Raw genomic sequence first — 24,141 nt, 5'->3', positions numbered from 1 at the left:
GATCGAAGTAACTGTTGTTTATCGATCTGGTTTCACCTAAATACAGACCGAGATTCTTACAACCGAATAGATATATATTATATTTTACAATATAAGTCAATATTTAACACATAGTAGTTAGACAAATCCATCATGAACGAGAAGACGGATACCGAAGGGGACGTGGATCCGACACGGCGTCGGGTTCTGACAGCGACCGGAGGAATAGGCCTGACGACTGCGCTAAGCGGTTACCTCTCGCTGGAATAGATGCGGGAAAAGGAAACCAGCGAGCAGGTAGAGAAACTGGTTGAAGACATGAGTCTGGCGGAGAAGATCGGCCAGATGACGCAGGTTTCGGCCGTCGAAGTAGGTGATGACGCAGCGTCGTTCCTTGAGACATACCAGCCCGGGTCACTCATGTACGCGACTACCGACGACCCGAGCCAGCTCGCCGAAGACGTCAACGAACTACTCGATACCGCGATTGAGACACAGGCCCACGATGTCCCTCCCGTGTTCGGCATCGACGCCGTTCACGGTAACAATAACCTCGATGGCGCCACGATCTTCCCGCACAACAACGGCTTAGGCACGACGTGGAGCGAAGAGTACGCCCGCCGGACGGCCGAGCATACCGCGTCGACGCTCAGGGCAACGGGATACCCATGGACGTTTTCACCGGTTGCCGACATCCAACGGGATCCGCGCTGGGGTCGGTTCTGGGAGGGCTTCAGCGAGGACCCATACCTCTGCGCTCAGATGGTTGCGGAGAAAGTCCGCGGGTACGAAACTTCGGAAAATGGGCACAAGTGCGCTGGTGCGACGCTCAAACACTTCGCCGGCTATTCCGAACCCCGGAACGGAAACGACAGGACACCAGCCCTACTCCCTTACCGAACGTTCCGGAACATCCATCTACCACCGTTTCATGCGGGCATTTCGGCCGGTGCCGAGACAGTGATGGTCAACAGTGGATCGGTCAATGGCGTCCCCGCCCATGCTTCGGAGGAACTGCTCGAAGACATCCTCCGTGACACGCTTGGATTCGAAGGGATGGTCGTCAGTGACTGGCACGACTTTTACCGCATGGTCGAAGTTCACGAGTTCGTCGCGGACGTGAAAGACGCCGTTCGACTCGGGATCAACGCAGGCATCGATATGTACATGGTACCCGCCGCAGGGCTGGAGACGGATTCCGTTGAGACGTTCCAGCAGCACCTTCGGGATCTGGTTGAGGCCGGTGCGGTTCCAACCGAGCGCATCGACGACGCTGTTAGTAACATATTGGCGTTCAAGGAGACGCTCGGGTTGTTCGACGATCCCTACGCTGACCCTGAGACGGCCGCGGAGGTCGTCTGCGGGGCCGTGACCTCGCCTACGATAGCGCAGCGGATTCGATGACGCTGCTGCAGAACGACGGGACGCTCCCATTCGATCCCGATGTCGACACAGTGCTGGTCACGGGACCGAGCGGCGACTCTGTCGCGAACATGATGGGCGGATGGACGCTCGGTTGGCAGGGTGTTGGAGAGACGCTTCCACCTGCTATCACGCCCCTTGAGGGCATCCGTGAAGCAGTCTCCGATTCAACGACAGTTGTCCATGAGCCAACAGGCATCGATGAGTTCGAAAACGAGGACGCGGTGCACGAGGCTGCGTCCGACGCCGATGCCGTTGTAGTCGTGCTTGGGGAGCGACCGTATGCCGAGGAGCACGGTGACACTGATACGCTCGCGCTGCCCGCTGCTCAGCAGCGCCTTGTCAGAACGCTTGAGGATGCAGGAACGCCGTATGCTGGTGTCTTCTTTGCCGGTCGACCGCGGGGGAGCGACGTATTTGATCGTCTACCGGCCGCGATCATGGGCTATCTGCCGGGCACTGAAGGAGGTAGTGCTGTTGCAGACGTGGTGTTTGGCGAGGTGAATCCTGGCGGCCGGCTCCCATTCACGTGGCCAACAGGGACGGGACAGCTCCTCAATGTCCATAACGCCTACCCCACGGCGATCTTCGGATCTGGTGAGGACCCCCCGAGTTCATCCCAAGAACCGCTCTTCCCGTTCGGGCACGGCCTCTCGTACACCGAGTTCGAGTAAGATGACGTTTCGATCGCGCCCGCAACCGTCTCGCAGAACGCAGCGAGCGACCAATTCACCGTCTCAGTGCGGGTGAGGAACACGGGCGATCGACCCGGTGACCATGTCGTGCCGGTATTCGCCGAACGACGCCACGGCGCGATCCCTTCACCGATGAAGGAGGTGATCGGCTATGACAGAGTGTCACTTGATTCTGGCAAGTCTACGCGCGTGAAGGTCAAGGCTTCTATTGCTCCGCTAGCCACCGTCCCGGGTGATATGTTCTCACAGGAGGAACTGCAAGTGCTCCCAGGCGAGTATCGGATTACGATGGGCGATGCCGAATCAGATCAGATACTGACTATTAACTGAGGCACCGATGATCGCCCCTAAAGGCACAGGCACTCGGCCTCGAATCCCGGACACCAGGCGATTTCGACGGGGTGACAGCAGGGCGAGCGCCGAAAACAATGCGCGTAGCTTCGATCCAATCGGGACGCTCGCCGGTCTGTTCGGCGAACTCGTCACCACTGTTGTCTCGTACTTCTCGTTCGACTCTACAACGCTCTCGTCGTTATCTCCCCGATTTGGATGGGGAACCCCGAGTTCGGCGTGGCTGGCGTCCTGATCTTGACACTCCTCGTCTGAGGCGCGCTTGCATTCAGTTGGCGTCTCTACGACTCACGAATCACGGTTCGTAATCCCAGACAGTGAGACGACGCTGAGGAGTAACAGGTGAGCGTACTCAGCTCCCGCTGAACACATCGAAATACCGATCGCCACTATCACACACCATCCTCAACACGACAGCCTCCCGCTCCACGTTGTACTCGTCGGCGATTTCGAATGCGGCAGCGGAACTCGGTCCGATGAGCAGCCCGGTTCGCGCGCGCTCGAAGGTCGCCTCGTCGGCCACCGTCCGTACGCCGTCGATGTAATCGAACCACATCGGTGGAAGCGTCACAGTCGACCTCGTGGATGGAGATACCGCGTACCGTCACACACCTCGTTTCCTGCGTTTTTCTCCCGTCTCTTCCTTCGGGATGTCACCAATCCTTATACGACGAAAGATCGCACCGTAGATCATGGGAACCTTTGACGAGGTGACGATCGTCGGTGCGGGCGCCATGGGACACGGCTTCGCCGTGCAGTTCGTTCGGTCCGGGATCGACGTCACCGTCGTCGATCACCGAGAAGTGAACCTCAATCGGGCTCGTGAACGGATCCGGAACGCCGCCCGGTTTCTCGTGGAACGGGAACTTGCAGATCTCGACCTCGAGGCCGACGTCGCGACCGTCGACTACACGCTTGATCGCGAGGAGGCCGTTGCGGAGTCCGACCTCGTGCTCGAGACGATCGCGGAGGATCTCGGTGTGAAACGGGAGCTGTTCGCCGGGCTCGCGACGGAGGCCGACGAGGACGCGATCCTCGCTTCCAACACCTCTGGGCTGCCAATAACGGACGTCGCTGCCGAGGCATCCGATGTGGCCGACCGTATCATCGGCTGTCACTGGTGGTATCCACCGTACCTGCTGCGTCCGGTCGAGGTCATTCCCGGGAAACGGACGAGCGACCGGACCGTCGATCGCACCCGGAGCTTTCTGCAGCAGGTCGATCGCGATCCGGTTCTGGTGAAGCGCGACGTCCCCGGGTTCGTCTGGAACCGGATCCAGCACGCCGTGGTTCGAGAGTGTCTCCACATCGTCGAGGAAGGGATTGCCTCCCTTGAGGACGTCAACCGGGCGATCCGTGACGGGTACGCCATGCGGACGACCGCCATCGGTCCGTTGGAGACGGTGGACATCGCCGGACTCGAGTTGTTTCGAACGAGCGCCGTGGACATCTATCCGGATCTGTGCGACCGTGAGACACCCAATCCGTCGTACGAGCACCGTCTCGCCGAAGGAAAGACGGGTATCGAGGTCGGGGCCGGCTTCTTCGAGTACGACCGCGATCCCGACGAGATTACGGCCGACCGGGACGAGCGCGTGTCCACCATTCGACGCGCACCACGGGAGCGTGACGACTGAGACGGAGTCTTTACCGTTACAGCTCTTCGATGCGGCGGACGGGACGGCCCGTGGGACACGTCGTCGAGCCGGTGCCGTCGACCGATCCGGGAAGGACATAATATGATGGGCGGGCAACTAGACGCATGGGACTGGACACGCTTTTGGTGGCACTCGGCGAGCGGGACGAACACCGCATCGACGCGTTCGCCAAGGCGGTGATCGACGTCGCTGCTCCAGCGGAGGCGACGGTCGTGATCGCGCACGTCCTCACCGAGGAGACGTACCGGGCTGCCCTCGAGGAGGCGGGCGAGGAGACGCGGTCGCTCCTCGAAACCCGGTTCAAGGAGGGCGTGCCCGCCCACCCGGGGATCGAGGGCGACGTGCCCGACTGGGTCCAGCGTCGCTTCCGGACGACGGCCGATCGGCCCGAGGTGATCGAACGGGTCCTCGACAGAAAGGAGCTCATCCAGACCTTCGCAACGGCCCTCGGGGAGGCCGACATCGCCTACGAGATCCGGGGCGCGGTCGGCGATCCGGCCGAGCGCGTCGCCGCTATGGCTGCGGACCGCGACGCCGATTTCGTCGTGGTGGGGGGCCGGAAACAGTCATCGGCTCGGCGGGCGCTGTTCGGCAGCGTCTCACAGGAGATCATCGAATCGGTGCGGTGTCCCGTGATCTCGGTCCGTGAAGGCGTCTACGAGTAGACCGCCGTCCGCACTCCCCGATCGCGTTCCGGTTCGACGGGTCCGTCCAGTCCCGATGCGTCTCGAGCGGGAAACGACCGATATACGCACCGACGGGACTGTCCAGTTACTCGCATCCAGCGAAACTACGTGTCTGTATCCCCCCAAGCAGGATAAAGCGTGCACTCGGTCGGCGTGCCAAAGCCCGTGTTTCGGCGCGTTTTGGCGCGACCATCGTCCTAGAGACGTTCGATCGTTCCGACAGCCGATCCGCGTCCTGGCCGACGCCGACTTCGAGGACGTGGTTAGACGGCCCGATGTCGAGTTCCGAGAGCGCCTACTCGGCCATTTCACGCTTGTCATCCCTGTCATGAGCCGTCCATCGAGGCGCCCACGGACTGGACTCTACGGGGCCGCCCGAACCTCCGGAACACGCGTACGTCTACCGTTCAGTCCCCGGATTCCATCTCTCGTCGCCTACGACTGTGGTACCCCTCTCACCGTCGACGCACGTTCCCATGTCGATCACCCGTCTCTCGACGGTTGCGATCCCCGCTGCGCTTACGATTCCTCGCTTGTTGGTCGTCACGTCGCTCGGAACGGTTCGTCCGGTGGTCGCGAACACGCGGGTCGGATCCCCTGTCACGACGATCGGAGCGGTTCGTCCGGTGGTCACGAACGATCGGATCCGACTCGCGTTTGCTTCGATCACCCGTGTCCTTCCGGTGATCACGGACGATCGGTGTCCGCTCGCGCTCACTATCGTCCTCGCTTCGCGTACGAACCTCTCGCCGGAGGGCAGCGGTAATCTGATCGGCATAGACACGGTGGCCGTTTTCATTCGGGTGGAGCGTCCCCTTGATGTTGCCCTGATTCTCGGTCGACTCGGAGTACGTCACGAAGTACTTCTCGTCGCCCCGGCAGTATCCATGCCCAGTGAAGTCCTCGGCAATACCGTCAACGAACGTCCACCCGTGTCTCTTTGCAGCCGTCTCGACCGCTCGATTGAGGAGGGTGCCCAATCGCTTGATCTCCTTTGCATCGGACGTGCTGATCCCACCGAGTATCCCACAGCCGCTCCCGACGGTCCCGTCGGCTCTGCGATCGAAGTGAGCGACCGGATACTCCGTAATGAAGACGTGCTTGGGGTTGAGGGCGTCGACCCGCGTCACGAGCCGGTCGAACCGTTCCCCGAGCGCTTCGATCTTCTTCTCCGTTTCCGCAACCGTCTTGGATCGGCTTTTAGCGATGTTGAAGGCGAGTTCCTTCAGGCCGGTGGAGAACCCCACGTCGTTGCCGCCGATCGATATCAGCAACGCGTCGATCGGTCGCTTGCCGACCGTCCGTCTCGCCTCCTCGAGCTGTCCGACGGTTTGCCAGTTCTTTTGTGGTCTGAGCAATCCCTTCTCGATTTCCGCCCCCGTGGTGGCGAACGAGAGGAAGCTGACGAGATCGCCCTCGGCGCGGTCCTCCCAGTCCCTGGCGGCGAATGCTGGCCCCGATCGATACGATCGGTGGGCCTTCGGCTCCACCCATTCCGGTTTCGTGTTCCCCGGGATCGTAGACCCATCCGGGATCTGCGAACTGCCTAGAATGGTCGAACGGGGACGGTCGGGATTCCCTTCCCCCGACGCATACGAGTCCCCGACGGACACGACCAATCGATCTTGCCGGATCTGCACCGACCGCATCGCCCTCTCTTTTCCGGTCGTCAACTCCAGGGTCAGGTGGACGCGATACCGGCCCGGACCGGGCGCGATCAGTCTCGCCCGGCAGGCATTGGGACCCGCGGTGGCGAACGTCTCGGTGCTGTCGATGGTCCCGCCACCGACCTGTTCGAGGCTCCACCGCCACGCGACGATCTCTCTCGGAACTTTCAGTTCGCCTTGCGTCTGATGTCCGAGGCCGAGGGGCTGTACCGGCCCGTCGGGGGGATCGTCACCGCGCCCTGGGTCGCGAGGACGGTCGATGGGTGGTGTGGGAATCAGGCCGGTACAGGCGCTCACCGCTATCGGATACGCAGTGGGCCGCACGTAGGACTTCTTGTAGGCGTGGGCGGTTCGATCGTAGTCGGCGTTTCGCGGGAAACGACTCTGCGGGATCGCCTGTATGCGAGCCCACAGCTTCGAGGAATCCGCCGCGCGTGCGTTTCGTTCGTTAGTCATGATTAATACTCTTTTTCGTTCAGAACCGTCGCTCCGGGAAATCGACGGCGACGCCCCCGCCGTGGACCTCATAGGTGACATCGCTGGGCCTGCGGACTTCGATCTGCATTCGTGCGCGCATCATCCCTGCCTTCCCGACTGACAGCCGCTTGTAGTTCCTCCCGTCTAGCGTCTGCTCTTGGCGGGAATTACCGAACCAGCCGACACCGTAGCGGACCCTGATCCGCGCGTTCTCCGGCGCCCGGAAGAACGCCGTTCCTTGTGCGTTCCAGAACTGCTCGAGTGTCACCCAGCTACCGGGTTCGACGTGGCGCCTCCGAAGCACGGAGCGCGTTGGCGACCGTTGCACCTGAGCGGTCATTGACGCCTCTGATGGTCAGGACCGCTTTGATCCTGCGTGAAGTGTCGCTTGCTCATGATCGTGTCTCTGCCTGTTCCGGCGCGAGAGCACGGGTGGTCGTGATTTCCATACGCTATTTCCTCCAATAAAGAACTTCAATATCTATGGTAATATAGGCAACTAGTGGTGTTATTGCAGTCAGTGACTGAGGTGCAGTTAATGAATCTCCGATGGATCTCACCGACAGTACCATCGAACATCCTGTGGCTCAGTGGCCACCCGTGAATAAACACGAACGGAGACCCCGATCCCCAGTCCTGAACGAACAGTTCTATCCCTCTTCAACTTCTATTCGGGTCGTAATGACAACTACCGGTTCAACGAATTAGATTATAAACATTTAGCCATATTTATGCCCAATCGGATGATTTCTTCCCACATCGCACCTGTAGAGAGTATGGATCTCGGTCTAATATCTATAAATTGAACCGAATCGTATTCTATTCACGTTATTATAAACAGAAATATCCGTTCTATAGATCGAAGGTGCTATTACGGTGTCGCAGAGTCGTCACGGTTGATGTCGTACACCTCGTCGATGAAGTAGCGGATCGCAATCACACCGTCTTCAGCTCGCCCCCCTTGAACGATCGCCCGAGAGCTATACGGGGTCGAGAACATTCCTCTCGCATTGGAGATCTCCTGGATGTCTTCATCGTTGCGTTCTTTCGCTCGTTTGAGGCTCGTTCGGACCTGATCGATGTCGGTCTCTAATTCCCCAAGGAGGTCGAGCAACTGCGTGAGCTTCTCGGGTGTCATGGTGAGTTCGCCCTGTTCCCTCACAGTTTCCTCCCTTCCCCCGCGTTCGTCGACCATGAATACTGGAGTTGAACGGTAGCAACCGTCATAACTATTGCACGTTGTCGGGCCACCAGTAGTGTTCGTGCAGACTATCTCTTATGACGGGTGCGCTCCGTCTCTCCTGGATGCGTAGGGAGGGCGTTGGCTGCGAGAGCAACGTGTCGGGGAATCAGGCGACCATTCCCGTCCGTATCCGCCGGAAGCTCGATACCGACGACGGAGACACACTCCGCTGGCAGATCGAGGACGACGGCACGCTCCGTGTGCAGGTCGTCCAGCAGCGCAGCGACACGTTCCGCGACTTCGACGGCTACGATGGCGACGATGAGACCGACGTCACGACCGATCACGACCTTGGGGCGTCGACGGCACGTAAATGCCGCGCGCACTCATCGATACCGTCCTCTTCGCCGCGACGTACCGCCGCGACAGTGCACACGAGGACGCTCTCCCGATCCTCCGGGGGATCGATACCGCGGACCTTCCGGAGGCGATGATCCTCGATTACGTGCTCGCGAGGCGGTACATGGGCTGACCACGCACGCCGGCCACGACGCTGTCATCGACTTTCTTGACCGTGTCGAGGAGAACAGTCGATTCCATCTCGACTCGCTGACCTCGGACGCGTTCGCGACGGCGAAAGCGCTCTTTGGGCAGTTCGAACGGTTCTCGTTCGTCGACGCCTGTATTATCGCCTCCATGCAGGCAGACGGTCTCGGCTACCTCTACGCATTCGACGACGACTTCGATGCCGCCGAGGAGGTGTCCCGTCTCGACACCGCGACGAACCCGTCTCAACCAAAGTGATGCGCAGGGGTGCTTGCAGATATCAAGGCGCAACAGCGTGTGTTCCGGGACCGGCAGTGATCCACGCGGCCGTGTTGAACCCCCCAATCGGTGATCGGTTTCGGAAGCCGTGCTGAATAGAGAGCGCGTATCGGTCACACGTATTCGGATAGCTGAAGGCCATTCTGCCGGCTTAAGCTGTATCGCAATGAGCGCGAGGGGCTGTGGAAGGCCAAACTCGGCCTTGTGCTGGCGTTGAAGGTCCGAATCAGATCGATCCGCGAGGCAACCAGGGGTGAAACCAAGCACATAGCCGGTGCGGAATCCGTTGGTGCTGCCTACAAGGCGGCCAAGCGTTACAAGACTGAGCTAGTTGCTGCAAAGTTTCAAGCAACAGCGAATTAGGTAGAAGCAACATCATCCACTGAGATCGTAATTAATACGCGCTATGTAATCAACACGGCCACTGGAACCTGTTACCGGCTGAGGATTTCAACAAGACCGAAAGATTCCAAAATACGAAGTCGAAAACCTCCTCTATCTCAATAATTGAATATTATGTTAAGAATGCAAAAATTTCATATATCCAACTGTTGCCTTTTACTGTGGGTGTTGAATATGCCATTAGGAAAAATCGCAGTGAAACCGCCTGTCTCGAAGTGTAGTACGAGCATCGTTACTGAACTACAAAAACCGGGCTCGACAGTAAAGATCTTCGCTGATGGGAATAAAATCGCTGAGGGTGTTGCCTCGTATTCGGCACATGAGACAGCAGTAGATGAAAATATTGAGCTAGAACCGGGTCAGAATATTACGGCAATTCAGGAGGTAAATAATGAGATAAGTCCGGAATCTGACCCCGTGAAAGTTCAAAAAGTAGACGCCGATAATTTTTCACATCTGTATTTCAGTGAACCAGTTTTCGAGTGCAGTGAATGTGTAGGGGTGTTTCCAATCGTAGCGGGCGGATCAGTCGAGGTCACGGGCGAAGATTCAGATGAGCCACGTGGCACAGGAACCGCGTCTCTTCAGGCGGATTATGCTCACGTTGATTTGAACCCAGCAACAGGGGATTCAGAACAGTTAACGGCTAGGCAAACCGCATGTGGCGAAACCAGCGAGGGTTATAAATCAAATCATTCTTGGACACCACCAAAATATTCCGAGAACAAGGTTCCGAGACCGTCTATCGAACCGGCGATGGGCTGCGATACGTTTGTTAGAATAACTGACGTTCTACCGGGTGCATATGTAACATTTGAACGAAGTGAAGGTGACTCTATCAAAAGTTGTTGGACAGTCAGGCAAGGGGATTATTTCGGCATTCCAGAACTCAAAGAGGGTGAAACACTCCGTGCATATCAAGAATTTAATATATGTGAGCTATATAGCGATTCTACGGAAATAACCGTTGGAGAAACTAATCCGCCGACACCCTATATTGAATACGATGCTGGAATTTGTGTGGGTGCAGAGAGAGTGCTGATTAGCAAGGTTCGTACTGGTTGCGAATTGACCCTCTTCCTCGATGACGAAATCCTCGGGGAATACGTGATCCCGCCAAATACCACTGTCTTTCCGATTCCTGTCCCGACACTGACTGAAGGAACGCTTTCAGCGAAACAAAAACTCTGTGGGGTTGAGGGCGAACTATCAAATGAAGTGATCGTAGCGCCGAATACCTCACCACTTCCCAGCAATCCAGTCATTCCGGAAACGTTGTACGCATGCTCTCGCTACGTATATGTCGAAGTTCCTCAGGGGACCTTTGTCGAAATTTGGTCTGAGATGGCTGATGCAGCTATTGGAACGGGCCTCGCAGCAAATTCGGATGGAGTGCAGGTAGAGGTAACTCCGCTCTTAATCAAGGGAGACAAAATTACGGCAAGAGCAACTGCTTGTGGCGAGCAGAAGGAATCTCAAGCGAAATCAGTCAAGGAGTTCACTGATGTTTTATCGAGTCCACATATCCCTGAATGTGAACTTGAGCCGTACGCACGAAGTATTCCCGTGACAAAATTCGTACCCGGCGCGCATATCGAAATTATCCTTAACAATCAGGTCAGGGGTGCGAAATTCACGTCGAACGCAGATATAGGACCCTCTGGTCCCTATACTAGAGTTCCCATTTCTGTACCTCTAGAGGAATTCGAGCACGCAGTTTCTGCACAACAACGTATCTGCCAGCACACGATGTGGAGTAACGTCGTAACAGTTCCTCCGGGAAAGCCGACGGCTAACTTTAAAACAGAACAAGAAAAAATCATAGCCGGTGAAAACATTCAATTCTACGACTTGTCTGGCGGAGAAATAAATAAATATAAATGGGATTTTGGAGATTCAACGACCTCAACTGAAAGGAATCCGACGCACACATACCAATCACCAGGCCAAAGAAAAGTGTCGCTGAAAGTCAAAAACAATTGTCACTCGGATACGAAAAAGCGCAAAATAACGGTATACCCAGAGGAACCCGAACTACCGCAAGTTAGAAAAATTATATTTAGGGCCTGTTATGGTGGTCAACACCGATTGGAAGTGAGGTATAAGAAGCGACAGTCACCCACCGAAGATTGGGATCTTCTTCCATACACCGTCTTTGATGAGATTCCTAATGCCTATTCTTTAGATGACTACCCATTCGGATGTTGCGACTACAATCCGTGGAACGATTTAGTATTTGAACTTGACCACGGATACGAATACCGAATTCTAGTACTGGATTATAGTAATGAAGACCCACTCTTCCCTACCAAAGTTTGGCCTCCTATTCAAGCTGAGGCCGAATTCTTGGGTAATTCTTCAGGTACTGTACGAGAAGAGAAAGTAAAAGTTGGAGGTATTGATGATAATGTTCTACCCTGCCAAACCTAACTACTGTATTCAGCAGTCTGTTTCTCTCAGAATTACAGACATTTGTACTCCCCGCGTGAAATAGCAAGTCCCCGTTTGCAGATAACCAGGGCCCTTTAGGCGAAGTTGGGATCTCGAGCTCTGCAGCCTCACAGAGACGCTTCAGGACACTTCATGATCCCGTTGGATCTTCGATTAAGTTGCCACAATACACAACGTAGGTACGCGTAGTTAGCCACTCGTCATGAAATCTGTAAGTTCTGATTGGCCGATTGGTCTGCCCACCACGTTACGCATATATTCAGCACCTGATAGTCTATCTTCCGGTAGATCCTCTAGCGACCAATCCACAAGAATTGGATTAAGAATCGTTCGCGTGTACGACTCTATTGTTCTGTGACACCCGCCACATAATGTCATCAGCGGTGGGGCAGCATTACAGCCACCTGAAATGATCGGGATTATGTGGTGCCCGTCAAGTCGTCTACCATTTGACTCCTTCCCACAATTCTGATAAATCCGGCCGTCCCTTTCCCGAATTTTCGAGGCGGTTGCATACCGGGACTCGTCATCGATACACTTCCGAACGGCATCAGATGCTCTTACCAGCACGCCACATCGGGTTGTTCGATCCCTGCTAGTTCAGAACCGGCACGCCTGCTGCTTCAAATGCTGCGGACCAAGATCCAAACTTGGTGATATAAGAATTGTATGAATATTCTACTACTGCATCCATATCACTCGTATATGGTGCATCGCCGATCACGCATTCAGCACGGCCACTGAACCCTATCAATCCAACGATGGTCAAGCTAGCTAACTGTCTTACTTATATTTGAATTCTCAAAGAATACTTTTAAATAATACATACTGAGATATAAAAGGATTGATTTGACCGATAAGGCTTTTTGATTGAACGAGTCCACCGTAGGATATGTTACTCACTATTTCCGAGATTCAAGCGGGAACGCTCTTACTTGCTACCGCGACATTCTTTGGTGCACTCATTGGTTTACTAACTCAACTATCTAAGTTGGTATCACAAACGAGAAACTAAATGAAATCTAAGAATCGCATTAAAATCTGAATTAGAAGCAGCAGGTTCAGGACTACGATTAAACCCTAACTCATATGATATGTATTGAGAAATTGTCAAATATATACCAACAGTAGTATTTGATACCCATGTTTCTGATATCGGTGGTCTTTCAGAAGAAGAGGTGTCAGATATTATTTGGTATTATTCACTGATCCCACCCTCTGCTGAGTTAGTTAAATTTGTAGAAGAACCCATCAATGAAACCGAGGACATCCTGGAAAAGACCCAAGAAGTCTTAGAAGAAGAAGGGATAGATGAAAACCAACTTCCTACGGATATTCACGATGACTTCGAAAGTGCGAGAGACCTCGTTAAGCAAGCAGGTGAAGGAGATGTTAAGTACTATTTAGAAGCCCTTGACGACGCCCGGAAAGATGCTCTCAACGCAATAAATACACATCTCCAAAATACATAAAATATATAATAAATCAGAATTGAATGATAGGTTGTGTTAAGCTAATATATCTTCACTTTAGCACCATGCTGAATACACTCTCTGTATTCAGCATACGAGTATTGTCAGTCGATGGGGGGTTTCAACAACGCCATCCACGCAACTCTCACTCCACGGTTCGAGGAGTAGCTCGGGATCGGTTTCCCGCTCTCGAAGTGCGTCCAAGCAGGTTTCGAGGACGGCCATCGGGACCCTATCATCGAAGCGGACAGCACCACGTCGGGGCTCGGGTCACTCGCGATGATCGATCTGGACGTGAGTTGGTCCCAACTCCTCGTGGGTCCGATCCTGGTGCCAGCCACGGGACCATGCCCCGTCGACAGGAGTGAACTGACCCCGAAACTGGTTTTCTCGTCGTCGCGTGGTCGCCACTCGATCTCGCGCTCGCCATCGGGACAGGAGCCGAACTCGGTGCCGTCGATCCGTCTGTATCTGGCCGTGCTGGTCGGCGTCCTCGTGATCGCCGTCGGGTGGGCGCTCCGGCAGTCACCACCTGCCCGACCGGCATCGGACCGAGTCGACTAGGGCGCGTCGCTACGGTGGGTCGATAATACACTTCTCGAATTCAGTACGCTGTCTCTTCGAGATACGAAAATGGAGATTCCGGGAATCGTACTTTCGGGGATCGGAACTGCCGTTCAGAGGTCGTCGCCGAGCGATCCCTCGTATTTGTCCTGTTCGGCGTCGGGCAGGAACTGGCGCTCCCACTCGACGACCTCGGGAAAGCCCGAAAACTCGTGGAGGCTGCCGACGGGCCGTTCGTTGAACCCATCGTCGATGTCCCGCATCGCCGCGACGGGATCGTCGGCGAAGGTGGCCAGGTCGGCGTGGACGTTCGCGATCGTCGAGAGCGTCGAGGCGATCGGGAACACCACCAGATCGAACCCCCAGGCCTCGAGCGACGACAGCTCGACGTAGGGCGAGGAGCCCATATCGCCGACGAAGTTGTAGACGATCGGCCCGTCGACCTCACGGCCGACGCGCTCGAGTTCCGCGTCGTCGGTGGGACCCTCGACGAAGGCGACGTCGGCGCCGGCATCGAGAAAGTCGTTCGCCCGGCCGATCGCCTCCTCGAGCGAACCGTCGCCAGTCCCACGTGCATCGGTGCGCGCGATCAACACGAACTCGGGGGCCCGCTCGTCGCGGACGGCGGCCGCGGCTTCGATCTTCCCGACGGCCTCCTCGCGTGGGATGACCTGCCGACCCTTCGTGTGCCCACAGCGTTTCGGGAACGTCTGGTCCTCGATGTGGATCGCCCCGACGCCGGCCTTGATGTACTCGCGGACCGTCCGGACGACGTTGGTCGCGTTGCCGTAGCCGTTGTCGGCGTCGGCGATCAGCGGGACGTCGATGCGCTCCTGGATGTTCGCGGCGTTGTCGATCATCTCCGGCATCGTGATGAACCCGGCGTCGGGATAGCCGATCTTCGAGAGCGACGTCCCGTAGCCGGTCATGTAGATGGCATCGAAGCCGACGCTGTCGGCGACGGCGGCCGTCAGGGGGTCGTGGACGCCGGGACAGGCGAGGATCTCGTCGCTTTCGAGGCGCTCTCGGAGGGCTGCGCCGGTGGTGGTCATGGCCGCCCCCACGTCGCACGGCGGGTGGTCGGTGTCGATTCGACTCGGTCGTCGTTGGAGTCGGGGTCGTTATCCATTGTCTGAGAGGTGCGAGAGGACGTCGTCGGTCGTGACGACGTCACCGTACTTCGCGTCGATGTCGAAGAGGTTGGCTCGATGCGGCCCTTCGGCGCGGTCACCGACCGCGTCGGCGGGCACGATCGTCCGATACCCGTGCTGGAGGCTGTCGACCGCGGTCGCACGGACACAGCCGCTGGTCGTGACGCCGGCGAGCACCAGCGTGTCCACGCGGTCCGTCGTCAACTCGGTCCCCAGGTCGGTGCCGAAGAAGGCGCTTGCGTACTTCTTCAAGATCACGCGCTCGTCGTCGATGGGTGCGATCCGCTCGTCGACCGCGACCGCCTCGGTTCCGAGGCGCAGTTCCTTCAGGGCGGGTACCTTCTCGATGAACCGTCCGGCGTCGCCGTAGGAGTCCTCGAACGCGACGGTCGTGAAGTATCGCGGGAGGTCGTGCTCGCGAAAGGCCGCGAGCAACCGTTCAGTCCGGTCGAGCACGTCGCTCACGTCCGCACCGAGGCGGGTCGTCGGATCGGTGAAGGCGTTGATCAGATCGATGACGAGCAGCGCCGGCCGATCGCCGAGGCCGACGCTCGCGCCGAAATCCGCCTCGTCGTATTCGGTGTCGATCTCGTGTGGCCAGTCCATGACTCGTGATTGGCGACGGCTCAGTTATGCCGGTCGGCGAACTCCCGGCGCTCGTCGGCGATGCGTTTCTCGAGCGTTTCGGTGTCCGGCAGCGGGCCGTAATCGAACGCGTCGGGCTCCTCGCGGGTCGCGCGGAGTTCGGTCCGTCGCTCGTCGGTTGCGCCCTCGTCGACGCGACCATCGTCGAGGACGACCCCGTACTCCGTTCGAGCGGCCGATTCGGAGACGAGCCCGCGGGCGACCTCGCGAGCGACGACGTCGGGATCGCGTTCGAGCGGATCGCCGAGACCGCCGCCGCCGGCGGTACTGAAGACGAGTTTATCGCCCGCCGCGACGGCGACGTTCTCGACCTTCGAGGGCAACTCCTCTTCGGTGCCGTCGGTCCGAATCAGTTTCTTCTCGCTGGTCTGGGCGTGGCTACCGCCGTCGACGCCCCACGGGTAGGTGTGCGCGCGGTCGTCCTGGAAGGTGATCGCACCCGGCTCCTCGAAGGTGTAGACCTTCGTGATGCCGTGGCCGCCACGGAACTCGCCGGGGCCACCGGTGTCGGTGCGGGTGCTGTACTCGTCGATGCTCAGCGGGTAGTAGGCCTCCTGGTACTCGGCGGGCACGGTCCGAAACAGCGGCCACCACGAGTGCCCGTCGAGGCCATCCCCACCCGGTCTCGCGGGGATCCCACCGTACAGAATTTCGAGCATCTGGAAGTCGTTGCCCTCCGAGTCCGTCCCCGCATACACGAGGTTCGGCGAAGTACCGTAGCTGCCAGCGACCGAGAAGCCGTCGATGAGTTTCGAGAACGTCGCCTGTAGCACGTCGAACTGCCGGGCCATCATCGGCAGGCGGTTGCCCAGCGCGGCCGGGAACTCCGGTTGTACGACCGACCCTTCGGGCAGCGTCACCTCGAAGAGGTCGTAGTAGCCGTCGTTGAAGGTGAGCAGGGGGTCGAACGCCATGATGAGGAAGACCCCGGTGAACATCTTGAACATCTTCTCGTTCAACAGGAAGTTCACCGTCCCCGGTACCTGCTCGTCGGTGCCGGTCCAGTCGAGATACACGGTCTCGCCCTCGCGGTAGATCTCGAGGTGCAGTTTGATGGGGCCGTTGCCCATTCCGTCGTCGTCGACGTAGTCCTCGAAGGTGTAGCGCTCGCCCTCGGGGACGAACTCGTGGATGAGGTCGATCATCCCCTCGCGGGTGCGATCGAGGATGGCGTCACAGGCCTCGACGTACGTCTCCTTGCCGAAGCGGTCACAGAGCTCGTGGATGCGGGTTTCTGCGGCTTTCGTCCCCGCTGCCAGCGCCTTGATGTCCGCCTCGGCGTGCTCCGGCAGTCGCGTGTTGTGCGCGAACGAGTCGAGCAGTTCGCTGTCGATCTCGCCTCGCTTGTAGAGCTTGACCGGCGGCAGTCGCATCCCCTCCTCGAAGATCGTCCGCGCCTGCACGGGCATGCTGCCGGGCGTCTTGCCGCCGACGTCCATCAGGTTGCCCCACTGGCTCGCAAAGCCCACGAGGTCGCCCTCGTAGAAGACCGGGCGCAACAGGAGCATGTCCGGCGTGTGCGAGACCGCACCGGCGCACATGTAGGGGTCGTTGGTCGCGATCACGTCGCCCTCGGCGAGGTCCTCGCGGTCGAACGGCGAGTTCGCGAGGATGGTGTCGATGGCCGAGCCGAACTGGCCCATGACCATCCGCCCCTTGGCGTCGGCGATCAGCGGGAACTGGTCGGACTGTTCGCGGATGACCGGACTGATCGCCGTCGTCTCGACCACGCGGTCCATCTCGTAGCGGGTGTTCGACAGCGTGCTCTCGATGATGTCGAGCGTCGTCTGATCGACGTCGTGCTCGCCGACGAAGTCGGGCGTCTCGCTCATTGTCCTGCACCTCGGTTGATCTCGATGTTGCCATAGCGGTCGATGGTCGCGGCCTGATCCGGCTGGACGACGACCGTCGAGTCGTCGTCCGTAACGATGGCCGGCCCGGTGAGTTCGTTACCCGGTCGCAACTCGGCGCGGTCGTAGACCGACGTGTCGTAGTACTCGCCGTCGAAGTACACCTCGTGTGAGTCGAGTTCGGCACCGCTCGGATCGGCGTCAGTAAGGGAACGTTCCTCGATCGTCACGCCCTGAAGCCTTCCTTTGCCGATCACCCGGAGGGTCGCGATCTCAAGGGGCGCATCGAGCGAGAACCCGAACTGGCGGTCGTGACGCGCCTCGAAATCGTCCTTGATCTCCGCGAGCCCGGACTCGCTCCGGAGGTTCTCGAGGGTGATCGGGATCGACATCTGGATGTCCTGACGGAAGTACCGGCAGTCGGCGACGTACTCGAAGGCGTGGTCCGCTTCGTCGACGCCCTCGGAGGCGAGCCACTCGCTCGCCTCGGCTTCGAGCGAGCCCAACGCTTCGGCGACGTCGGCCCCCGCGACGTCCTCGTCGGTCTCGAGATACGTCTCCGAGAACTCGTTTTGGATGTCGGAGGTGAGAAAGCCGAAGGCGGACATGACGCCCGGCCCCGGCGGGACGATCAGGGGGTAGGTGTCCATCACGGCCGCCAGCGCGTTGGCGTGCATCGGTCCGGCACCGCCGAAGGCGACCAGCCCGAACTCGCGGGGATCGTAGCCGCGTTCGACCGAGACAACCCGGAGCGCGCCGTGCATGTTCTCGTTGACGATGTCGAGGATCGCCTGTGCGGCCTCCTCGACGGTCGTCCCGCGTTCGTCCGCGATCGTCGCGACCGCATCCCGCGCGGCCTCCCTGTCCAACGCCATTCGTCCGCCGAGTTGGACGGAGGGCGGAATCCGACCCAAAACGACGTTCGCGTCGGTGACGGTCGGTTCCTCGCCGCCTTGGCCGTAACACGCCGGGCCGGGATCGGCGCCGGCGCTCTCGGGGCCGACCTGCAGCGAGCCGTTGAGCTGGACGCGCGCGATCGAGCCGCCACCGGCTCCCACGGTATTGACGTCGACCGAGCGGGACTTGAACTCCCGATACCCGACCTTCGTCTGGCGCGTCGTCCCGGGTGCCCCGTCCTCGACGAGCGAGACGTCCGTCGAGGTCCCGCCCATGTCCAGGGTCAGAACGTCGGGAACGCCCTTCGTCGAGGCGATGGTCGCCGCCCCGACGACACCACCACTGGGCCCCGAGAGCGCGAGTTCGACGGGCCGCTCTTTTGCGGCCCCGGAGCTCATCAACCCGCCGTCGGAGCGGACGACGTTCATCGTGGCCTCGGAGCCGGCCGCCGAGAGCGACTCGTCGAGGTCGTCGAGATACCCGATCACCGTCGGCCGGGCGTAGTCGTTGATGACCGTCGTGAGGGTCCGTTCGTACTCGCCGTATTCGGGGACGATCTCCGCGGAGATCGACACCGGGAGCTCCGGGGCTTCCTCGGCAACGATCTCCCGTACCCGCCGTTCGTGTGCGGGGTTGAGATAGGCGTTCAACAGCGCGACGGTCACCGACTCGACGCCGGCCGCGTCGAGGTCCCGAACTGCCTCCCGGACCGCGGCCTCGTCGAGCGGTTCGGCCTCCTCGCCGTCCGGCGAGCTGATCCGGCCGGCGACGCCCCGCGTGTCCACCAGATCGGCGAGCGGCGCCGGCTTCTCCATGTCCATCCAGCCGTACAGCGGGCCGGGCGTCCACGCCCGCGCCAGGTGGAGGACGTCCTCGTGGCCCGCCGTCGTGACGAGTCCGACCCGGGCACCGGTCTCCTCGAGGAGCATGTTCGTCACGACCGTCGTGCCGTGAAACAGGAGATCGAGTTCGGCGACCGACGTCCCGGCCTTTTCGGTCGCCTCCTCAACGCCGCGAAGAACCCCCTCCGAGGGGTTCGCCGGCGTCGAGAGGACCTTGTCGATCGTGAGTTCGTGCGTCGTCTCGTCGAAGACGATCACGTCGGTGAACGTCCCGCCGACGTCGACGCCGAGATTATGTGTCATGTGCTATCGTACAGTACGGGAGACACCGTAGTGGCGAGTAAGGATTCCCCCAACAGCTGTTGGTTGTTTATATACCAACGCCCCGGTGACGGCGTCATCGACCGGGCCGAGCAGCTACGTTTTTCACCGTGGGTCGCGTTGGCACAGGTCGCCAGGATGTTTCTCGCGACGGTCCACTTCACCCAACACCGGGACTGTATCCTCCGGCGACTCACGGCGGACGTCGACGGTCCGGTCCCGATCGAGATCGAAGAGGTCCAGAACGGGCTCGTGACGTTCGTCCTCCGTTCGGGCCGCCATACCGATACCTTCCAATCGGAACTCGAAGCCGCCGATCACGTCGAACACGTCAAGCGCCTCGACGACGGGAACCTGCTCGTCACCAAGCCGTCCTGTGGCGCGTACTCGGCCATCTATCGGAACCACGGCACGCTCCGGCGATCGAACACCGTTTCGGGTCGGCAGCGGGAGTACAACGTCCTCGCGTTCCGGCGTGAGGACCTCAAGGCCATCATCGACGATCTGGGCACATTCGGCACGGTCACGCTCGGGAAGCTCGAGGAGTTCAGAGCCGGCGCGGACTCGCCGCTGACCGACCGCCAGCGCGAAGTCGTCACCGAAGCGCTCGCGCGTGGCTACTACGACTGGCCGCGCGAAATCACGAACGAGGGGCTCGCCGAGGAACTGGGAATCAGCCGTGCCACCCTCCACGAACACCTCCGGAAAGCGGAGCACGCACTGTTGTCCGCCGCCCTCGCGGACGGTCACGAGCGAACCGGCGAGAGACGGTTCGAACGCACCGACCTCGAGTGAGCCATCGGTTTCAACGGGCTTCGCGAGTGATCCGTTGGAGCCGTCACGGGACTCCTCTCGGCCTTCCAGTCAGTATAGCAGTATGGATCGACGTTAGCTTATTCTGATTGTACCCGTGATACTCGTGGCGAACGACTGGTATGCCAACTAGCAGCCAAAGAACGATTTAGTGTGCGTAAACTGGCAATAGGGATGACCGAATCGTGATCGTCAGTCCACCTGATGGCGAGTCGGGGAACTGTTGAACAAGATGAGTCGAGGTCTCGAGGCGTACTCCCCTACCGGTGTTCCGCTCTCAGTTCGGGAGCTCCGTAATAGCCTCCTCCCAAATCGATGCTAACCGCTCGTAGTGCAACCCAGCTACGTCATTGAGCGTCACCCGCTGATCGTCGTGTGGTATCTGGTCCGCGTCGAGAGTGTCGCCATATGCCTCAAGCAGCCTGTTGAAGTACGATTCGGCGTGTTCGATATTTGACCGATCGTCGACCGTGTCCGCGACGATCGCGGAGACAGTAGCCCCTTCGTAATGGATGGCCAGCCATGTTTCGAGATCGACGCCGATGACCTCGGTTGCGAACCGTCGGTGTACGTGGTAGCTGATGTAGAGTTTGGCGAACACCGTCTGTAACTCAGCGAACACCTCGTATATCCGTTCGAATTCCTCGTCTGACGGCACTTCATCGCGCTCATGACCGAGGTTCACGATGTAATACTGTTTGTTCCGCGTGAATGCGTAGCGGAGATACGTCGTATGGAGTTCGTAGACCGCGTGACGGGCGATCCGCTGAGCCAACCTCGCCCGATCGGTGAACGCCCTCTCAGTCGCTCTGTAGGTGGATCGCGGACAGGTTTCGACGAGTCGATCGATCCAGTGTTCGTTATCAGCCGCCTGCGCTTGCAGCACGATCTGGCTCCATTCACCGGGGTCGAGATCACCGAGGATGTCGTCGTTCAGTTCGTCAATCCAGCGTTCGAGAGTACGCTTGCTCATCACCGTCCCCCCCTGTCTCCTTGGTCGGCGGCCACGCGCAACAGCTCGATATTCTCCTCCATCGCGTCAATATCGGCGTCCTTCTGGAGCATGCGATACTGCCCGCTGAGGATACCGAGCGTTCGGTACCAATTGATCAGCATCTGCTCGTCATCGAGCGTTTCGACCTCCCGTTCCTTCGTCCGGTTACGAACGTCGTAGATGGCTTCCTCGAGTATCGAGAGAACTCCTTCGCGATCGATTTCCGATTCTTCTGGGTCGTCTAGTGATTGAGATGACATGGTTGGAGGGTCGTGACGGTAGATCGTTCGGTGGCGGTTCTCAATTATTATTTACCGTGGATAAATATAAATGATAGGGTAGCGTGGTGAAAGTGAACAGGCGCCAGTAAGTAGCGGTCGGAGGCACGCCGTCTGAATCCCTGATCCGGACTGCAGATACCCCTGTAGAGTCGACCATCGCGTCGTCGTGGATCGATCGTCCGATCCACCTCCTCGACTCGGTTTCGGTATCGATCACCCCAATTTCGAGTTCGCGAACCGGATGTGGATCGTTCGTCGCCCAGCTAGCATCGCTCAGCGAGAGACCGTCCGAATAGCGACGCTTATCGACCTGGTCGATTCTGGCCGACTGCACGATCTCCGATCGGGGTGTGTACTCAGCCGTCGAGCATCATCACGCAGCAGCCGTTCGGACCGTATGTTGGTATCGAACGCTATCGGAAGGTTCAACGCCGTATAGCTGTTGATCGATTATCGACTCGACCGAGTCGGTGGTCGATTCGAACCCGCTACGCGGTCGATGACTACCTGTTAGATGCCGGCCGTTCGGGCTTCGCCAAGAAGGGACATGGGAGTCATGAACGCCGAATCCAGCCCGAGGTACGGGTTCGGAGGCTGCATCGGTTCGAAGCGATCCGCTCTTCGAGTTGTCGTCCGGCTGACCGAGCCACGACCGCACCGATTCGCCGGGAGACTGTCCTCGTGGGCTCGCACCCGCATGCGATCGTCCGTCCGGGACCACCCTCGCTACCGCGCGGCAAGCCACAGACGCGTCCAGGCAGGTTGGTGATGAATGACGATGGATACTTCGCGTCGAATCGTCGACACTCGAACTCGAACGAGTCGAGTGGTCTCGTGTCTGCGCTGCTGCTGTTCTATGGGTGATCAACGACAAGGGATGGAACGCGACTCGACGAACAGTTGTCCTCGTGGCATACGCGCTCGAACTCGAGTCTCCGTTTTCGTATGGCGACCACGATCGATATCGGACTTCACTGGGCGATCCAGCTATCATCGCTCCTTCGCCGACACCAGTTCATTTGCGACCGCAGTCTGGGCCTCGTCGACCCACTCGGGATCGAACGTCATCTCGACGTACATCGCGCGCCCGTCCCGCCCGTTGGACTCGACCCACGTCTCGACGAGCCCCATGGTCTTGAGGTCGCCGACGAGCCCCTGGATCGCCCTTTCACCCAAGCGGAACCGCTCGGCCGTCGATTCCTGGTTCAGGCGGTCGTGGATCCGGCTGGTCCGAACCGGCTGGATGATCGTCCCCTCGGAATCCCGTGTCCCCACGGCCGCCGCCAACACGACCAGATGGCGCAGCGGCAGGCTCTGCAGTTTTGCCACCGTCGTCTCGCGTTCGGTCCCCTCGAGGCTGTCGACGAGACAGTCGACGGTCACCTGCTCAAGGCCGCGCTCGTTCGCCCGCTCGCCGGCCTGGCGGAACAGCCGGAGCGTCTTCCGGGCGTCACCCCATCGTTGGGCGGCCTCCTCAATACCGCGCTCGAACGCCGCCTCGCTCAACACACCGTCGACGAACGCCCGGTCGATCCGGGCGCCGACGATCGCGCGTAACTCTTCCTCGGTATAGGGTGGGAAGAACACCTCCTCGCCGCCCATCGCGCTCTCGACCCGACTGTCGAGGCGCAGATCCACCGTCAACAGCTCGTTGCTGATCAGGAACACCGAGAGGTTGAGATCCCGCGTGAGCTTGCCCTCCCCCCGAAGCAAGCGATAGAAGAAGTCGCTGGGATCGTAGTTCGCGTCGTGCTGGATGTGGTCGATCTCGTCGAGAATCAGGATCGTCCACTCGGGGTACGCCTCGAGCCGTTCCCAGATCGCCTCGAACACGCCGTCCAATCCGGCGTACGAACCCCGTTTCTCGCCGCCGAGGACAAACAGGATCTCGTTGGCCGCGCTGAAGATCGTCCGACACTCCTTGAGATTAACGTACTCCACACCGACGTCGCTCTGTCGGGTGGCGAACTCCCGGCAGAGCCGTCGCGTCGTGATCGTCTTCCCGGTCCCTGGCGGGCCGTAGATCGAGACGGTCGTCGGGAGATAGCCCTCGGTGACACCCGTTAGAGTCGTCGCTAACGCCCGTTCCTGGTCGGTCCGAGGAACGATCTCGTCCGGCTCCGATAAGGGATCGAGGACGCTCTTGTCGGCGAACACTGAGTCATTCGCGGCCACATCGTCGAAGAGATCATCGTAGCGTGACATTGGTGCGTTTGTTGAATGGGATCCAGGCGAATTATGAGTGTATGTGTCTGCGAAGCCGAAATCGCTTCCGGTCGATCGTCGCCGGAACCGACCGGACTGGTGCGCGATCACCTCCGGCAGCGAAGATCTGCGGTCATAGCAATTATCTAGGGAAGTGGAACGAACGGTCGTGGTGAAACCCCCTGCGAGTGACAAAGCGTCGAATGGGCCGTCGAGGTAGATGCTGACGAGTAGTGGTTTGTTCGTTACGTACGTCGCTGACGAAACGTAGAACGCCCACTCGACTATTCGTTGCCCGGATCGTTATCAG

The 24,141-nt window shown here is 59.0% G+C and carries 21 protein-coding genes and 2 pseudogenes; 10 read left to right on the top strand and 13 right to left on the bottom strand.

Annotated elements, in window-relative coordinates:
• Nucleotides 1-249: 249 nt before the first annotated feature.
• The 3 genes from QRT08_RS15495 (at nucleotide 250) to QRT08_RS15485 (ending at nucleotide 2,426) form a co-directional block, all read left to right on the top strand.
• Nucleotides 250-1,383, top strand: a complete 1,134-nt coding sequence (locus tag QRT08_RS15495; RefSeq protein ID WP_286046874.1) for a glycoside hydrolase family 3 protein — start codon at nucleotides 250-252, stop codon at nucleotides 1,381-1,383.
• Nucleotides 1,380-2,075 (top strand): glycoside hydrolase family 3 protein, encoded by a 696-nt coding sequence (locus QRT08_RS15490; RefSeq protein ID WP_286046873.1) that lies wholly within the window; start codon nucleotides 1,380-1,382, stop codon nucleotides 2,073-2,075. Before QRT08_RS15495 ends, QRT08_RS15490 begins: the two co-directional genes overlap by 4 nt.
• Nucleotides 2,076-2,228: 153 nt before the next feature.
• A complete protein-coding gene (locus tag QRT08_RS15485) occupies nucleotides 2,229-2,426 on the top strand; it encodes a hypothetical protein (RefSeq protein WP_286046954.1) in 198 nt (65 codons plus the stop codon).
• 373 nt (nucleotides 2,427-2,799) lie between these two features.
• Here QRT08_RS15485 and QRT08_RS15480 read toward each other — a convergent pair whose 3' ends face one another.
• Nucleotides 2,800-3,018: a hypothetical protein gene (locus QRT08_RS15480; protein WP_286046872.1), complete on the bottom strand. Its 219-nt coding sequence runs from the start codon at nucleotides 3,016-3,018 to the stop codon at nucleotides 2,800-2,802.
• Nucleotides 3,019-3,139: 121 nt separating this feature from the next.
• Here QRT08_RS15480 and QRT08_RS15475 point away from each other — a divergent pair, with 121 nt between their 5' ends.
• Nucleotides 3,140-4,084, top strand: a complete 945-nt coding sequence (locus tag QRT08_RS15475; protein WP_286046871.1) for a 3-hydroxyacyl-CoA dehydrogenase family protein — start codon at nucleotides 3,140-3,142, stop codon at nucleotides 4,082-4,084.
• A gap of 125 nt (nucleotides 4,085-4,209) precedes the next feature.
• Nucleotides 4,210-4,770 (top strand): universal stress protein, encoded by a 561-nt coding sequence (locus tag QRT08_RS15470; protein WP_286046870.1) that lies wholly within the window; start codon nucleotides 4,210-4,212, stop codon nucleotides 4,768-4,770.
• Between the two features lie 476 nt (nucleotides 4,771-5,246).
• On the opposite strand, the gene QRT08_RS15465 is transcribed toward QRT08_RS15470, so the two are convergent.
• The 3 genes from QRT08_RS15465 to QRT08_RS15455 all read right to left on the bottom strand — a co-directional run bounded on the left by QRT08_RS15465 (nucleotide 5,247) and on the right by QRT08_RS15455 (nucleotide 8,130).
• Nucleotides 5,247-6,914 (bottom strand): SGNH/GDSL hydrolase family protein, encoded by a 1,668-nt coding sequence (locus QRT08_RS15465; protein ID WP_286046869.1) that lies wholly within the window; start codon nucleotides 6,912-6,914, stop codon nucleotides 5,247-5,249.
• Nucleotides 6,915-6,933: 19 nt separating this feature from the next.
• On the bottom strand, nucleotides 6,934-7,203 hold the full coding sequence (locus QRT08_RS15460; RefSeq protein ID WP_286046868.1) for a hypothetical protein: 270 nt from the start codon (nucleotides 7,201-7,203) through the stop codon (nucleotides 6,934-6,936).
• A 603-nt stretch (nucleotides 7,204-7,806) separates the two neighbouring features.
• Nucleotides 7,807-8,130 carry a hypothetical protein gene (locus tag QRT08_RS15455; RefSeq protein ID WP_286046867.1) on the bottom strand — a complete coding sequence of 108 codons (324 nt, stop codon included), beginning with the start codon at nucleotides 8,128-8,130 and terminating at the stop codon, nucleotides 7,807-7,809.
• 110 nt (nucleotides 8,131-8,240) lie between these two features.
• Here QRT08_RS15455 and QRT08_RS15450 point away from each other — a divergent pair.
• The 3 genes and pseudogenes from QRT08_RS15450 (at nucleotide 8,241) to QRT08_RS15440 (ending at nucleotide 11,775) form a co-directional block, all read left to right on the top strand.
• A pseudogene (locus QRT08_RS15450) lies at nucleotides 8,241-8,491 on the top strand (AbrB/MazE/SpoVT family DNA-binding domain-containing protein).
• Nucleotides 8,492-8,922: pseudogene (locus QRT08_RS15445) on the top strand (type II toxin-antitoxin system VapC family toxin).
• A 597-nt stretch (nucleotides 8,923-9,519) separates the two neighbouring features.
• Complete coding sequence (locus QRT08_RS15440; protein WP_286046866.1) at nucleotides 9,520-11,775, top strand: PKD domain-containing protein; 2,256 nt, start codon at nucleotides 9,520-9,522, stop codon at nucleotides 11,773-11,775.
• 210 nt (nucleotides 11,776-11,985) lie between these two features.
• On the opposite strand, the gene QRT08_RS18920 is transcribed toward QRT08_RS15440, so the two are convergent.
• Together QRT08_RS18920 and QRT08_RS18915 are read right to left on the bottom strand one after the other, a co-directional pair.
• The gene (locus QRT08_RS18920; protein WP_369684854.1) at nucleotides 11,986-12,366 is read right to left on the bottom strand and encodes an HNH endonuclease; all 381 of its coding nucleotides are present in this window, start codon (nucleotides 12,364-12,366) and stop codon (nucleotides 11,986-11,988) included.
• A gap of 25 nt (nucleotides 12,367-12,391) precedes the next feature.
• Nucleotides 12,392-12,520, bottom strand: a complete 129-nt coding sequence (locus QRT08_RS18915; protein ID WP_369684855.1) for a homing endonuclease associated repeat-containing protein — start codon at nucleotides 12,518-12,520, stop codon at nucleotides 12,392-12,394.
• A gap of 454 nt (nucleotides 12,521-12,974) precedes the next feature.
• Between QRT08_RS18915 and QRT08_RS15435 the strand changes: the two genes are divergently transcribed.
• Nucleotides 12,975-13,268 carry a hypothetical protein gene (locus tag QRT08_RS15435; RefSeq protein WP_286046865.1) on the top strand — a complete coding sequence of 98 codons (294 nt, stop codon included), beginning with the start codon at nucleotides 12,975-12,977 and terminating at the stop codon, nucleotides 13,266-13,268.
• 677 nt (nucleotides 13,269-13,945) lie between these two features.
• Here the strand turns inward: QRT08_RS15435 and QRT08_RS15430 are convergent.
• The 4 genes from QRT08_RS15430 to QRT08_RS15415 form a co-directional block, all read right to left on the bottom strand.
• Nucleotides 13,946-14,884: an isocitrate lyase/PEP mutase family protein gene (locus tag QRT08_RS15430; protein ID WP_286046864.1), complete on the bottom strand. Its 939-nt coding sequence runs from the start codon at nucleotides 14,882-14,884 to the stop codon at nucleotides 13,946-13,948.
• 69 nt (nucleotides 14,885-14,953) lie between these two features.
• On the bottom strand, nucleotides 14,954-15,589 hold the full coding sequence (locus QRT08_RS15425; RefSeq protein ID WP_286046863.1) for an isochorismatase family protein: 636 nt from the start codon (nucleotides 15,587-15,589) through the stop codon (nucleotides 14,954-14,956).
• A 20-nt stretch (nucleotides 15,590-15,609) separates the two neighbouring features.
• Entirely contained in the window at nucleotides 15,610-17,460 is a 1,851-nt protein-coding gene (locus QRT08_RS15420; protein WP_286046862.1) for a hydantoinase B/oxoprolinase family protein, read from the bottom strand.
• Complete coding sequence (locus tag QRT08_RS15415; RefSeq protein ID WP_286046861.1) at nucleotides 17,457-19,520, bottom strand: hydantoinase/oxoprolinase family protein; 2,064 nt, start codon at nucleotides 19,518-19,520, stop codon at nucleotides 17,457-17,459. Before QRT08_RS15415 ends, QRT08_RS15420 begins: the two co-directional genes overlap by 4 nt.
• A 138-nt stretch (nucleotides 19,521-19,658) precedes the next feature.
• Between QRT08_RS15415 and QRT08_RS15410 the strand changes: the two genes are divergently transcribed.
• Nucleotides 19,659-20,333, top strand: a complete 675-nt coding sequence (locus tag QRT08_RS15410) for a helix-turn-helix domain-containing protein (protein WP_286046860.1) — start codon at nucleotides 19,659-19,661, stop codon at nucleotides 20,331-20,333.
• A 295-nt stretch (nucleotides 20,334-20,628) separates the two neighbouring features.
• Here the strand turns inward: QRT08_RS15410 and QRT08_RS15405 are convergent, their stop codons facing one another.
• The 3 genes from QRT08_RS15405 to QRT08_RS15395 all read right to left on the bottom strand — a co-directional run bounded on the left by QRT08_RS15405 (nucleotide 20,629) and on the right by QRT08_RS15395 (nucleotide 23,831).
• On the bottom strand, nucleotides 20,629-21,324 hold the full coding sequence (locus QRT08_RS15405) for a hypothetical protein (RefSeq protein WP_286046859.1): 696 nt from the start codon (nucleotides 21,322-21,324) through the stop codon (nucleotides 20,629-20,631).
• Nucleotides 21,324-21,605: a DUF8136 domain-containing protein gene (locus QRT08_RS15400; protein WP_286046858.1), complete on the bottom strand. Its 282-nt coding sequence runs from the start codon at nucleotides 21,603-21,605 to the stop codon at nucleotides 21,324-21,326. The genes QRT08_RS15405 and QRT08_RS15400 overlap by 1 nt, the downstream gene beginning before the upstream one ends.
• 1,011 nt (nucleotides 21,606-22,616) lie before the next feature.
• On the bottom strand, nucleotides 22,617-23,831 hold the full coding sequence (locus QRT08_RS15395; protein ID WP_286046857.1) for a Cdc6/Cdc18 family protein: 1,215 nt from the start codon (nucleotides 23,829-23,831) through the stop codon (nucleotides 22,617-22,619).
• Nucleotides 23,832-24,141: the final 310 nt, after the last annotated feature.

This window comes from Halalkalicoccus sp. NIPERK01, assembly GCF_030287405.1.
In the GTDB taxonomy this organism is placed as follows: domain Archaea; phylum Halobacteriota; class Halobacteria; order Halobacteriales; family Halalkalicoccaceae; genus Halalkalicoccus.
This window is presented reverse-complemented; position numbering and strand designations above follow the sequence as displayed.

Coding starts and splice junctions, on each gene's coding strand:
- QRT08_RS15475 (WP_286046871.1), top strand. CDS start 3,140: ATGGGAACCTTTGACGAGGTGACGATCGTCGGTGCGGGCGCCATGGGA.
- QRT08_RS15470 (WP_286046870.1), top strand. CDS start 4,210: ATGGGACTGGACACGCTTTTGGTGGCACTCGGCGAGCGGGACGAACAC.
- QRT08_RS15465 (WP_286046869.1), bottom strand. CDS start 6,914: ATGACTAACGAACGAAACGCACGCGCGGCGGATTCCTCGAAGCTGTGG.
- QRT08_RS15495 (WP_286046874.1), top strand. CDS start 250: ATGCGGGAAAAGGAAACCAGCGAGCAGGTAGAGAAACTGGTTGAAGAC.
- QRT08_RS15420 (WP_286046862.1), bottom strand. CDS start 17,460: ATGAGCGAGACGCCCGACTTCGTCGGCGAGCACGACGTCGATCAGACG.
- QRT08_RS15440 (WP_286046866.1), top strand. CDS start 9,520: ATGCCATTAGGAAAAATCGCAGTGAAACCGCCTGTCTCGAAGTGTAGT.
- QRT08_RS15485 (WP_286046954.1), top strand. CDS start 2,229: ATGAAGGAGGTGATCGGCTATGACAGAGTGTCACTTGATTCTGGCAAG.
- QRT08_RS15430 (WP_286046864.1), bottom strand. CDS start 14,884: ATGACCACCACCGGCGCAGCCCTCCGAGAGCGCCTCGAAAGCGACGAG.
- QRT08_RS15490 (WP_286046873.1), top strand. CDS start 1,380: ATGACGCTGCTGCAGAACGACGGGACGCTCCCATTCGATCCCGATGTC.
- QRT08_RS15455 (WP_286046867.1), bottom strand. CDS start 8,130: ATGGTCGACGAACGCGGGGGAAGGGAGGAAACTGTGAGGGAACAGGGC.
- QRT08_RS15425 (WP_286046863.1), bottom strand. CDS start 15,589: ATGGACTGGCCACACGAGATCGACACCGAATACGACGAGGCGGATTTC.
- QRT08_RS15405 (WP_286046859.1), bottom strand. CDS start 21,324: ATGAGCAAGCGTACTCTCGAACGCTGGATTGACGAACTGAACGACGAC.
- QRT08_RS15400 (WP_286046858.1), bottom strand. CDS start 21,605: ATGTCATCTCAATCACTAGACGACCCAGAAGAATCGGAAATCGATCGC.
- QRT08_RS15415 (WP_286046861.1), bottom strand. CDS start 19,520: ATGACACATAATCTCGGCGTCGACGTCGGCGGGACGTTCACCGACGTG.
- QRT08_RS15395 (WP_286046857.1), bottom strand. CDS start 23,831: ATGTCACGCTACGATGATCTCTTCGACGATGTGGCCGCGAATGACTCA.